The sequence below is a fragment of the Tenacibaculum sp. MEBiC06402 genome, from assembly GCF_049239625.1.
Lineage (GTDB): Bacteria > Bacteroidota > Bacteroidia > Flavobacteriales > Flavobacteriaceae > Polaribacter.
On record NZ_JBMKKT010000104.1, the window covers coordinates 162,207 to 174,461 of the forward strand.

A 12,255-nucleotide genomic window follows, 5' to 3' on the forward strand; every position below is an offset into this window, starting at 1 on the left:
TTACTGATTAATTTGTTTACTTAAATTAAAAATCTCATAAGGTTTATTACTTTGCTTTACAACAGATTCTGTTCTTTCGAAATGAGTATCTGTAATAAATATTTGTCCGAATTCGTCTTTATTTACCAAATCCACAATCTGCGCAACTCTGTTTTCATCTAACTTATCAAAAATATCATCCAACAATAATATAGGTACAATGTTCGATTGCTCTTTAATGAATTCAAACTGAGCAAGCTTTAATGCTATTAAATATGATTTCTGCTGACCTTGTGATCCAAATTTTTTAACTGGGTACGAACCAATCTCAAAGTTTAAATCATCTTTATGCACACCTACAGATGTATATTGTAATACTTTATCTTTTTCCAAATTATTCTTCAATAACTGATCAAAAGAAACATCATTTAATTGACTCTTATAGTGTAACGCAACCTCCTCTTTTTCATTTGAAATAATTTGATATTTCTCATTAAAGATAGGAACAAATTCTTTTAAAAAAGCTTTGCGCTTATTGTAAATTTCCGTTCCATACTGAATTAACTGCTCGTTGTAAACATTCAAATTTAATTCATCAAAAGTTCGATTAGCAGCAAAAAACTTTAACAGAGCATTACGTTGACTCAACACCTTATTATAAGAAATTAAGGTTTTTAAATACAACTTATCTTGTTGAGAAATTACTCCATCAATAAATTTTCTACGAGTTTCACTTCCTTCAATAATTAAATCCCTATCTGCCGGTGAAATTATAACCAAAGGGAATTGACCAATATGATCCGAAAATCGATCGTACACTTTCCCATTTCTTTTCAGCACTTTTTTTTGTCCTCTTTTTAAAGAGCAAATAATTTTTTCTTGTCTATCATTCACTAAATAATCACCTTCTACAACAAAAAAATCTTGATGATGTTTAATGTTTTGTCCAGCAATCGGATTAAAATAACTCTTCGCAAAAGATAAATAATAGATTGCATCTAATACGTTAGTTTTACCCACACCATTGTTTCCAACAAAGCAATTAATCTTCTTTTCAAAACTAAATGTTTGGCTTTCAATATTTTTAAAATTCACTAAGGATATTTTCTGTAAATACACGTGCAATGTTGTTTCTAGACAGGAAGTGCAAAATAACGAAAAATCGGCTTTTAAAATCCAATTAAAAAAACTATTTTTGCGCCACTAATTTTATAAGAATTATGGCAACATACAAAAAGAGAGGATATAAACCTAAGAAAGAAAAGGTTGTAGATAATACTATTGAAGAAACATTTGACGAGTCACAAAGTGATGTAGCTAAAGCCTTTGAAGGATTAGATCAGGCTGCTAACAAATCTGAAGAATGGATTGAGAAAAATAGTAAACCTCTATTTTACGGTTTAGTTGGTGTGGCTGCCTTAATACTATTGTATTTAGGTTACACAAAGTTTATCTCTGAACCAACTGAATTAGATGCTTCTAATGAATTAGCTTATCCAAGATCATTTTTCGACCAAGCTGAAACTGCTGCAGGAGTAGAAGCTGATAGCTTATATACACTTGGTTTAGAAGGTGGTGATGGAAAATATGGTTTCTTAGATATTGCAAAAACATACGGAAGCACAAAAGCAGGAAATTTAGCAAATTACTACGCAGGTATTTCTTATTTAAAAATGAAGAAATATACTGAAGCAATCGAATATTTAGAGCAATTTGATTCTAATGACGAGTTATTAGGGCCAACTGCTTTAGGAGCTATTGGAGATGCGTTTGCTGACATCAACCAACCAGAGGAAGCATTAGAATATTACGAAAAAGCTGGAAATAAAAAAGAAAATGAGTTTACTGCTCCTATGTTTTTATTCAAAGCTGGACAAACTGCAATGCAGTTGAAAAAATACAGTAAAGCTGAAAGCTTATTTAGAACTATCAAAGAAAAATATGCTACTACGCAAGTAGGTAGAAATATTGATAAGTATATCAATAGCGCTAAATACGCACAATAATTAACTTTAATTCTCGTCATTACGAGGAAGAATGATGAAGTAATCCGCAAAAAGTTTGCTTCACTACATTCGCAATTACTGCTTAAAATGGCAACAACGAATTTATCATATTACGATAAAAACACAATCCCAAATGCGAAGGATTTTCGATTTGGGATTGTTGTTTCTGAATGGAATCCTGAAATCACAAAAAACCTTCATCAAGGTGCTTTAGAGACTTTGATTGATTGTGGCGCAAAAAAAGAAAACATTGTCTCATGGGACGTGCCTGGGAGCTTTGAACTAATCTACGGATGCAAGAAAATGATTGAAACTGAAAAGTTAGATGCAATTATTGCAGTAGGTAATGTAATTCAAGGAGAAACCAAACATTTTGATTTTGTTTGTGATGGCGTAACTCAAGGTATAAAAGATTTAAATCTTCAATATGATGTACCTGTTGTTTTTTGCGTTTTAACAGATAATACACGACAACAATCCATTGATCGTTCTGGAGGAAAACTCGGAAACAAAGGTGTAGAATGCGCAGTTGCAGCAGTTAAAATGGCTGCCATCAAAAATATAGGAAGAAATACCAACAGTGTTGGTTTCTAATTTTTATTCTTAGAATAGTAAATATACGTTTAAAGAAGTCAAGAAGTAACCCTCTTGGCTTTTTTAATTTAGTAAAGTTACTTGATAGCTTGTCATTTATTCCGTAATTTTGGATAACCGTTTTTTGGTGTGGTTTTTGAGCTATGATTAACCTAACTTAAATATTTAATACTATGTTTGGATGGAGTAAAGTTTTAAAGGGAAGATCTTATTACACGTTTGATTATAAACCTCGTTATTACGATGAGCGCAAGGAGCGTTTAGAAAAGATCAAGAAAAAATATGAAAACTCAGATACTACAACTGAAAACGTTTCTGAAGACAACAACGATTACGTAACCATAAAAAAAGGACAACTAAGGAATACATGGAAGAAAACAAAAACTACAGGCGATTATAATTCAACACTTCGAATTGCCATTATTGTAGCTATTCTTTTTGGTATCGCAGCCTATATCCTTAGAGCATAATAGAAAAAATTTAATGTCAGATATAATTCAATTACTTCCTGACCATGTTGCCAATCAAATTGCAGCAGGTGAAGTTGTTCAACGCCCTGCATCAGTGGTAAAGGAACTTTTAGAAAATGCTATTGATGCTGGAGCTGATAACATTACTTTACTATTAAAAGACGCAGGAAAAACCTTAGTTCAGGTAATTGACAATGGAAAAGGAATGAGTACTACGGATGCTCGTTTGTGTTTTGAGCGCCATGCTACCTCTAAAATTAAAAATGCAGAAGACTTATTTAACCTAAACACAAAAGGTTTTAGAGGTGAGGCGTTAGCGTCAATCGCAGCAATCGCTCATGTAGAGTTAAAAACAAGACAAGCTGATGAAGAATTAGGTACTTGTATTAAAATTGAAGGTAGTAAAGTTATATCTCAAGAAGTTACTTCTACTCCACAAGGAACGAGTTTAGCTGTGAAAAATTTGTTTTATAACATTCCTGCCAGAAGAAATTTCTTAAAATCTGACACTGTTGAAACTCGTCATATTATCGATGAATTTCAACGTGTAGCATTAGCACATCCTGCGATTTCTTTTGTACTTCATCATAACAACAATGAAGTTTATAATCTTAAAAGCAGCAATTTAAGAAAGCGAATTGTTTCTATTTTTGGATCTAAAACGAATGAAAAATTAGTTCCTGTTAATGAAGAAACTGATATTATTTCAATACAAGGATTCGTAGCAAAACCTGAGTTCGCCAAAAAGAAAAGAGGAGAACAATTTTTCTTCGTAAATGATCGATTTATAAAAAGTTCATATCTAAATCATGCTGTAAATAGTGCATTTGAAGGATTATTAGACCAAGGAGCACATCCGACATATTTTATTTATTTTCAAGTACCTCCAAACACCATCGATATTAACATTCATCCTACAAAAACTGAAGTTAAGTTCGATAATGAAAAAGCTTTATACGCGATTATTCGTGCTACTGTAAAACATAGTTTAGGTCAGTATAACGTAGCTCCTATTTTAGATTTTAATAGAGACGCAACTTTAGATACACCTTATGAGTTTAAGGATAAACAACGGGTTTCTACTCCAAAAATTATTGTGGACCCAACGTTTAATCCTTTTAAAAATGATGCTCTTGACAGTAAACCTGTTAAGAAAGAAAATTCTTCATACAGTTCAAGCAGAACAACTTATCAAAGTAACTTTAAGAAAGATGCTGGTAGTTGGGAATCGTTGTACGCAAATTTAGAAATCGAACCACAACAATCATCGAGTTCACAAGAAGAATTATTTGAATCTGAAAAAGAAACTGAAACAGGAAAAACATTTCAAATTCAGAAAAAATATATCTTAAGTTCAATAAAATCAGGAGTTGTATTAATTCATCAAACCTCAGCGCATCAGCGTGTTTTATATGAAGAATATTTGGAGCACATCACGGTAAAAGAAGCCAATAGCCAACAATTATTATTTCCGATTAATATTTCGTTTTCTCAAACAGATATTGAAATGATAAAAGGAATGAAAGCTGATTTAGAAAGTGCCGGTTTTGTGTTTAATGAAATTACGAAAGATACAGTTGTTATTGGAGGTATTCCTACTTCTATTTCTGAAAGTCAAATCACACTAATATTAGAACAGTTGTTAGACGATATAAAATTGGAAGTTCCAGATGCTAGTTTTAGTCATTTTGACGTAATGGCAAAATCGTTTGCCAAATCATTAGCTATTAAAACTGGAACAATTTTATCAGGAAAAGAACAAGAAACATTAGTAAATAATTTATTTTCATGTAAAGAACCAAGTGTCTCTCCTCTAGGAAAACCAACATTTAAAACCTTAACTTTACAAGAAATTGATACTATTTTTAGTAAGTAAAAAATGAATAGACTAACTACAGCTATAAAACACCTAATCATCGTCAATGTAATCTTGTTTTTCGCTCCCAGATTAATGGGAATGGACTTGACAAGACTATTAGCGTTGTATTTTCCAAAGAACGAATACTTTGGATTTTGGCAATACATATCACATATGTTCATGCATGGAAGTGAATTTCATATTCTATTTAACATGTATGGTTTATGGGCTTTCGGAACTCCATTAGAACAAATGTGGGGAAAAAATAAATTCTTGTTTTTTTATTTTTCCGCGGGAATTGGGGCTGGAATAATATACAGTTTAGTTAACTATTATCAATTTAACGCGGCAATGGAAATTTTATTAAATACAGGAGTTTCCAAAAGTGAAATTTTTGAATTATTAGATCCAACCGTGGTTTATAAAAATGAACATTTACAAACTCTAAATCAACTCTACCACACGCCCGCTGTAGGAGCTTCTGGTGCTGTTTATGGTATTTTGGTCGCCTTTGGATTCGCTTTTCCTAATGCAAAATTAGCCCTGATTTTCTTCCCTGTTCCTATAGCTGCGAAATATTTTATTCCTTTTATGATATTAGGAGATTTATTCTTTGGTGTAACTAAATATTCTATAGGAAATATTGCTCATTTTGCACATATTGGCGGTGCCATTATAGGTTTTATTATTGCCTGGTACTGGAAAAAGAATCAATTCAGAATAAATTAAACCCTATGGAGAACTTAAAGCAACATTTTTTAAGAGCCTCAATGTTAGAGAAAATCATTTACGTGAACGTTGCGGTTTTCATACTGGAACTATTGGTTTCCTCATTTACTGGATTGTATAAAACGCAATTAAGTTTTATAGATCAATGGTTTGCTTTGTCTTCTTCTCTTGACGATTATATAACAAAACCATGGTCCATAGTTTCTTATGGGTTTTTGCATGCAGGTTTTTTACACATACTTTCAAACTGCATCTGGTTATATATTTTTGGTCGATTATTTTCTGAATATTTCACACAAAAACAATTGTTAAATTTCTATTTATTAGGAACAATCTTTGGAGGAATATTCTTCTTACTTGCAATGAATTACTTTCCCGCATTTAGAAGTGGAAGTCATATTTTAGTTGGGGCGTCTGCGGGCGTTAGTGCCATTATAATTGGAACAGCTACATATATTCCTAATTACGAATTACGAATACCGTTAATCAACATTTATATAAAAGTATGGCATTTAGCTGCTTTTTTTATAATAATGGATCTAATCAGTTTATCCGGAGGTAATGGAGGCGGGCATTTCGCTCACTTAGGTGGAGCTCTATTTGGTTTTTTATATGTGAACCAGGCTAGTAACAAAGAAATTGAACTATTCTCAACAATAAAGAATTGGTTTAAAAGAGATAAAAAAAATCTAAAAACAGTATACAAATCGAATAATCCTTCCACCAGAAGAAATGACACTTTGCGTAAATCTGATAATCAAAAAAAGATAGATGAGATATTAGACAAGATCGGAAAATCAGGTTACGATGCATTAACTAAAGAAGAAAAAGAGTTCTTATTTAAGCAAGGAAACCCAAAATAATGGCTACGAAAAAACAGTTTAACCTTTTTCAAAAGTTGCTATATTTTATAAATTCTATTGTTGCAACTGTTTTATTACTATCCTATTTTTTGGCTTTTGTTTCACCAAAAACAGTTCCTGTATTTTCTGTTGCTAGTTTAGCTGTCCCTTTCTTAATTGTTTTAAATTTCGCTTTCTTAATTTATTGGATCATAAAGCTAAAAAAGCATTTTATTTTATCAGGAGTCGTTCTGCTTTTTGGCTGGTTATTCTTCCCTCCTTTTATTAAATTTTCAAAGAAAAAAATTGCGTTAAACTCAGATGTTAAAATTATGAGTTACAACGTTCGTATGTTCAACGTCTACGAATGGATTAAAGAAGATGGTGTTGATAGAAAAATAATGACTTTTATCAATGAAAAAGAACCTGATATCATTGCCTTACAGGAATACTGCAATACTGAAAAAGTTACGTTTAAGCATCCATATAAATACGTTGTACCTAAATCAAAAAAAAATAATTTTGGACTCGCTATTTTTTCCAAATATAAAATTATAAACAAAGGATCTTTAGACTTTAAAAACAGTGCTAATAATGCAATTTTTGTAGATATTATTAAGAATAAAGATACTGTACGGATTTACAATCTTCATCTTCAATCTTTAAAACTGAATCCTCAAAAAGAAAATTTTGGAGAGGTCAATTCCGAAAAATTAATTGATCGATTAAAAACGGGATTTATAAAACAGGCTTCGCAAGTAGAAACCTTTTTAGCACACGAAAAAAAATGGAAAGGAAAAAAAGTGATTTGTGGAGATTTTAATAACACCTCTTATTCTTGGGTTTATCGGCAAATAGCCAAAAACAAAAAAGATGCGTTTGAAGTTGCAGGAGGAGGACTAGGTAAAACATTTAATTACTTCTTCCCTATTCGAATTGATTTTATCTTAACAGATGAAAACACTAAAATTCATAATTTCAAAACCTACTCGGAAAAATTATCAGATCACTTTCCTATAATGTCAAGAATAAATTTTGAATGACATTTCTCCTTATTCATCAATAAAGGAAACTAATCTGAATCAAACAAAGTAAAAAACGTTTTAAAAAATACTCTATAACAACTAAATCACTCTGTACTGAAAGTACAGAGGTTTATTATACTGGGGACTAAAAGTCCCCTTTTTCATTCTAATATAAAATTAGAATTATCCGAGTTCGGTTTCCTATGATGTTCTAAATACTCATTAACCATTTCATCTGTGATATTACCTGTACTCCAAACACCATAGCCAACGCCCCAAAAATGTTTTCCCCAGTAAAGATCACTTAACTTTCTAAATTCTTGTTGAAGCTTACGAGAACTTCTACCCTTTAGTTGCTTTACTAAATAGCTAATACTTTGTTTAGAAGCATATTCTATATGCATATGGATATGATCTGAACTAACTACTCCTTTTAAAATCGATACGTTCTCTGCATCGCAAATTTGTATTAGAAGTTCTCGACAACGAAATTGTATATCGCCTTTCAATATCTGATAACGATATTTTGTAACCCAAACTATATGACAGGTTAACCTACTTACTGTATGAGAGCCTTTGCGTAGTGATCTTTCCATATCTGAAAGGTATTAATTTTTCATATAACTGAAAGTGCTGCAATAAAATTGCAGGGTTTTAGACCCAAAATTGTGACCAATAACTAGTATAAAAAAAGACCATTTAAAAATGGTCTTTTTTGTTTTTATCTCAGAATTGTTCTTCCTACTTTTCCTTCTAATTGTTTCTTATTCTTATCTTCTATAATTTCGAGCTTATGATTAAATACATGAATCAAACTTGTATCATATCTGTTATAATTTAACAAAACCTCTCTTTTTGAATCTATGCAATTTGAATCTAAAACCCAACTACTGCATGTTGCTGGAAATCGTTGCATTTCAATATATCTGATAAGAAAAGATTTTCTACTATTCGGCTTAATTCGAATTTTGTAATCTTTCTTACCTTCAATTAAAACACCATCGACTATTCCTTCTAATAACACCGGGTAATCATAATCGTTGATAAATTCAATCTTTGCATATCGACCTCTGTTAACAGATGCGATATGATACGATATTTTAGTATTTGCTATACTTCCTCTCTTGAAAGCTGCAGATTTAGTAGAGACATTTTTAACTATTTTACATTCACTCTCATTAGACGGTGAAACAAACATACTAATTGCAAAAACACATGATAATAATAACTTCATAACTTTCTCTTTTTAAATTACACTTTTAAGATACAAAATATTAGCTATATATTATGCTTTCAGTATATTAAAATTATTTATCTATTTCATAAGTGCATTTGACCTATGAAAAAAGATTATAAGATATGATTTAATAGTCTTACCCGTTTTAAGATAATCCAAATTCTATTTTTTGTATTGTTAACATTTTCAATTTTACGCTTTTAAATAAATTTTCATTACAATTTATACTGTTTGAGTTAAAAACTATTAGAACTAATGCTTTTTTATCAAAAAGCTTATTATATTTAAGCTGTAAGTTTTTCCCTAAAAAACATCCATTGAAAAAAAAGACATTTGTTTTAACAGTAATTGTTACTGCCCAATTTCTATGTACATCACTCTGGTTTGCAGGTAATGGTATTATAAATGACTTGATTGATGCGTTTAACCTGAACGAAGATTCTTTAGCCAACTTAACATCCTCTGTTCAACTAGGATTCTTAGTGGGAACATTACTTTTTTCATTATTAAATATTGCAGATCGATTTTCTCCGTCTAAGGTTTTCTTTTTTTGTGCCTTGACAGGAGCTTTATTTAATTTGGGAATTGTTTACAGCTCAAATACTTTTTTCAGTTTGCTTGTATTACGATTTTTTACAGGCTTTTTTCTAGCTGGAATTTATCCAGTAGGTATGAAAATTGCCTCTGATTACTTCAATAAGCAATTAGGTAAATCTTTAGGTTTTTTAGTAGGAGCTTTAGTTCTGGGAACTTCGTTACCTCATTTATTAACAGCATTAAAAACTTCTTTACCTTGGGAATCTGTTATTGCAGGCACTTCTATTCTAGCAGTTCTTGGCGGTGGTGCAATGTTAATTTTAATTCCTGACGGACCTTTTCGTAGGAGTACAGATAAACTTAAATTAAGTGCAGTTGTAGATGTTTTTAAAACCAAACCTTTTCGTGCTGCTGCATTTGGTTATTTTGGTCATATGTGGGAGCTTTATACTTTTTGGGTATTTATCCCTTTAATTTTAAAAACATACAGTACCATACATCCTGAAGTTTCATTTGACATATCTTTATGGTCCTTCATTATTATTGCTATTGGAAGTTTTGCCTGCGTAGCAGGAGGCTATTTATCTTTGAAATTGGGTGAACAACAAACAGCTAAAATTTCTCTGATAGTATCAGGAGTTTGTTGTTTAATTTCTCCAACGCTGTTTTTATTTAATGAATCTTGGTTATTTCTTTTACTGCTAATTTGGGGATTTGCTGTAATCATGGATTCTCCACTTTTTTCAACATTAGTTGCTAAAAATGCTCCTGTTCAAATTAAAGGAACTGCTTTGACTATTGTAAATTGCATTGGTTTTTCTTTAACCATTGTAAGTATTCAAACAATAAATTATTTATCCGACTTTATAAATACTCAATATGTATTTATGTTTTTAGTAATAGGACCTATTTTTGGTCTATTATCATCACAAAAGAAAACAGTTTATTAATCTATCCAATTTTTAAAGTCCTTTACTCGCTCTCTACTCACAATAATTTCTTGCTCATCATAAGAGTGAAGCACTAACTTTAATCTTGAGTTACTGTAAGCAACAATATCCTTAATAGCATTAATATGAACTATGTAAGTTCTGTTTACTCTGAAGAATAACTCTGGATTCAGTTGATCATGCCAATGCTCTAAGGAATGATCTATAAGGTAATTTCGATTTTCACTTGTATGAATGTAGGTAGATTTATTTTCCGAATACAAACACTCAATATTATCGGTATGTATAATTTTAATATGCTGTCCGATTTTTATAGTAAAACGTTTCTTATACTTTCTATCAATCGGATTTATTAAAAGCTTACGAATTTCATCGATATTAACTTGTAAACTACTCTCTGTTGGTTGTTGTTGTTTATACTTATCAACAGCAACTTTTAACTCATCATCGTCAATCGGTTTTAATAAATAATCAATAGAGTTAAGCTTAAAAGCTTTTAAAGCATACTCATCATAAGCAGTTGTAAAAATAATCGCTGACTTTACTGGAATTTCCTCAAAAATCTCAAATGACAAGCCATCTGATAATTGAATATCTAAGAAAATCAAATCTGGATGTTCGTTAGATTCAAACCAATTTAAAGCTTCTTCTACAGAATGTAGCATGGTATCCACCTCAATATCAAGTTGATTCAACATTCTATTTAATCTTCTCGCTGCTGGTTTCTCGTCTTCAATGATAAGTACGTTCATTATAATCTATTTTGTAGTAAGCTTTGGTTAAAACTATAAAATTTTATCTGTTTTTATTTATGTGTTTTTCAATTTGTCTTTCCTCCCAATCTTTTCCTAAAATAAAGTTTAATCCAAAAAGTTTAAAAGCTTGAATTACGATTGCAATACCCCAAAATACCCAAACTGCATAGGTATTGAAATCAAATAATGCTTCCTCTAAGGTTTCTCCGTTTGAGAGGTTTCTCGAAATCTTTAAAATTGAAATCACCAAATTAATAGCCATATAAACAGTTACGTGTTTATAAAACTTCCTAAGATCTTCGACTCGTTTTTTTGCGAGTAAGTACTGAGTTTCTTCTTTATAATCTTCTGTAAACATAACTTATTTCTTTAGTAATTTTTTATCTCTTCTATTATCCTTTTCCATCAATTCTCTGATTTTTCTTTCTTCCCAATCTTTAGAAACTACATTTCCAAACCCAAAAACTCCTAACCAGTGAAAGAATACCCCAATTCCCCAAAATAACCAGGTAGAATAAGCTCCAAAATGTGTTATTGAATCTACAAAGCTCTTTCCATCATTCATCATTCCGAAAACTATAATTGCTGTTAAAAAGATATTTACACCAATATATGAAGCTAAATGACCATAAAATCCTTTAATATCTTTTACTCTTTTTTTCGCTTTCAAATAGCGTTGTTCTTCTAAATAATTTCGCTCCATAATTAATTGTTTTTATTCATTAATTCACGAATTTTCTTTTCTTCCCAATCTTTACCAAAAAGATTTTCATTAAATGTTACAATTCCATGAATTCCTACTGCTGCTCCCCATCCTAATACAGAAAACCAAAACCATTGAAACTCAGGAGAGGTTAATAAATTTACGGCAATAATTACAGGTGTATTTAAAAGAAAAATTGCCAAGTGAATATAAAATCCTTTAATCTCTTTTACTTTCTTTTTTGCTTTTAAATATTTCTGTTCTTCAATGTATTTACTTTCCATTTCTATAATCTTGTTCCATTAATTCTTTAATTTTTCTCTCTTCCCAATCTTTTCCTAAAAAGATTTTATATCCTTCAAAAGTTTGAAGTGCATGTAGTGCTAAGCCTACTCCCCATCCAATCATTGAAAACCAAAACCAGTGATAATTAGGTGTGAATTTTAAATTAATTCCTATGATTACTGGAATAATAATCATGTAAACTAGTAGGTGACTATAAAAGTCTTTGATCTTCTTTACTTTTTTATGAGCCTTGATATATCTCAACTCGTCTTCTTCACTTCTCAT

At 30.8% G+C, this 12,255-nt stretch carries 16 protein-coding genes; 8 read left to right on the forward strand and 8 right to left on the reverse strand.

Going from position 1 to position 12,255, the window contains the following annotated elements:
- Positions 1–1,098: a DNA replication/repair protein RecF gene (gene recF, locus ACOSP6_RS14975; protein WP_422093912.1), complete on the reverse strand. Its 1,098-nt coding sequence runs from the start codon at positions 1,096–1,098 to the stop codon at positions 1–3.
- Between the two features lie 101 nt (positions 1,099–1,199).
- On the opposite strand from recF, the gene ACOSP6_RS14980 reads away from it, so the two are divergent.
- The 7 genes from ACOSP6_RS14980 (at position 1,200) to ACOSP6_RS15010 (ending at position 7,521) form a co-directional block, all read left to right on the forward strand.
- Complete coding sequence (locus ACOSP6_RS14980) at positions 1,200–1,985, forward strand: tetratricopeptide repeat protein (RefSeq protein WP_422093911.1); 786 nt, start codon at positions 1,200–1,202, stop codon at positions 1,983–1,985.
- Positions 1,986–2,072: 87 nt separating this feature from the next.
- Positions 2,073–2,579 carry a 6,7-dimethyl-8-ribityllumazine synthase gene (gene ribH, locus ACOSP6_RS14985; RefSeq protein ID WP_422093910.1) on the forward strand — a complete coding sequence of 169 codons (507 nt, stop codon included), beginning with the start codon at positions 2,073–2,075 and terminating at the stop codon, positions 2,577–2,579.
- 173 nt (positions 2,580–2,752) lie between these two features.
- Entirely contained in the window at positions 2,753–3,049 is a 297-nt protein-coding gene (locus ACOSP6_RS14990; RefSeq protein WP_422093909.1) for a hypothetical protein, read from the forward strand.
- 13 nt (positions 3,050–3,062) lie between these two features.
- The gene (gene mutL, locus ACOSP6_RS14995; RefSeq protein ID WP_422093908.1) at positions 3,063–4,925 is read left to right on the forward strand and encodes a DNA mismatch repair endonuclease MutL; all 1,863 of its coding nucleotides are present in this window, start codon (positions 3,063–3,065) and stop codon (positions 4,923–4,925) included.
- A gap of 3 nt (positions 4,926–4,928) precedes the next feature.
- Positions 4,929–5,636, forward strand: coding sequence for a rhomboid family intramembrane serine protease (locus ACOSP6_RS15000; RefSeq protein WP_422093907.1), 708 nt, complete (start codon positions 4,929–4,931; stop codon positions 5,634–5,636).
- Positions 5,637–5,641: 5 nt separating this feature from the next.
- Positions 5,642–6,499, forward strand: a complete 858-nt coding sequence (locus ACOSP6_RS15005; RefSeq protein ID WP_422093906.1) for a rhomboid family intramembrane serine protease — start codon at positions 5,642–5,644, stop codon at positions 6,497–6,499.
- Complete coding sequence (locus ACOSP6_RS15010) at positions 6,499–7,521, forward strand: endonuclease/exonuclease/phosphatase family protein (protein ID WP_422093905.1); 1,023 nt, start codon at positions 6,499–6,501, stop codon at positions 7,519–7,521. Before ACOSP6_RS15005 ends, ACOSP6_RS15010 begins: the two co-directional genes overlap by 1 nt.
- 143 nt (positions 7,522–7,664) lie before the next feature.
- Here ACOSP6_RS15010 and tnpA read toward each other — a convergent pair whose 3' ends face one another.
- The gene (gene tnpA / locus ACOSP6_RS15015; protein ID WP_422093904.1) at positions 7,665–8,099 is read right to left on the reverse strand and encodes an IS200/IS605 family transposase; all 435 of its coding nucleotides are present in this window, start codon (positions 8,097–8,099) and stop codon (positions 7,665–7,667) included.
- Positions 8,100–8,224: 125 nt separating this feature from the next.
- Positions 8,225–8,737 (reverse strand): hypothetical protein, encoded by a 513-nt coding sequence (locus ACOSP6_RS15020; RefSeq protein ID WP_422093903.1) that lies wholly within the window; start codon positions 8,735–8,737, stop codon positions 8,225–8,227.
- 320 nt (positions 8,738–9,057) lie between these two features.
- On the opposite strand from ACOSP6_RS15020, the gene ACOSP6_RS15025 reads away from it, so the two are divergent.
- Positions 9,058–10,227, forward strand: a complete 1,170-nt coding sequence (locus ACOSP6_RS15025) for an MFS transporter (RefSeq protein WP_422093902.1) — start codon at positions 9,058–9,060, stop codon at positions 10,225–10,227.
- Here the strand turns inward: ACOSP6_RS15025 and ACOSP6_RS15030 are convergent.
- From ACOSP6_RS15030 to ACOSP6_RS15050, 5 genes are read right to left on the reverse strand one after another with little or no spacing between them, the layout of a single operon-like run.
- Entirely contained in the window at positions 10,224–10,979 is a 756-nt protein-coding gene (locus ACOSP6_RS15030; protein WP_422093901.1) for a LytR/AlgR family response regulator transcription factor, read from the reverse strand. The two genes, ACOSP6_RS15025 and ACOSP6_RS15030, sit on opposite strands and share 4 nt — an antisense overlap.
- Positions 10,980–11,022: 43 nt before the next feature.
- Entirely contained in the window at positions 11,023–11,340 is a 318-nt protein-coding gene (locus tag ACOSP6_RS15035) for a 2TM domain-containing protein (protein WP_422093900.1), read from the reverse strand.
- A 3-nt stretch (positions 11,341–11,343) separates the two neighbouring features.
- A complete protein-coding gene (locus ACOSP6_RS15040; RefSeq protein WP_422093899.1) occupies positions 11,344–11,685 on the reverse strand; it encodes a 2TM domain-containing protein in 342 nt (113 codons plus the stop codon).
- A 2-nt stretch (positions 11,686–11,687) separates the two neighbouring features.
- On the reverse strand, positions 11,688–11,969 hold the full coding sequence (locus ACOSP6_RS15045; protein WP_422093898.1) for a 2TM domain-containing protein: 282 nt from the start codon (positions 11,967–11,969) through the stop codon (positions 11,688–11,690).
- A complete protein-coding gene (locus ACOSP6_RS15050; RefSeq protein ID WP_422093897.1) occupies positions 11,959–12,255 on the reverse strand; it encodes a 2TM domain-containing protein in 297 nt (98 codons plus the stop codon). The genes ACOSP6_RS15045 and ACOSP6_RS15050 overlap by 11 nt, the downstream gene beginning before the upstream one ends.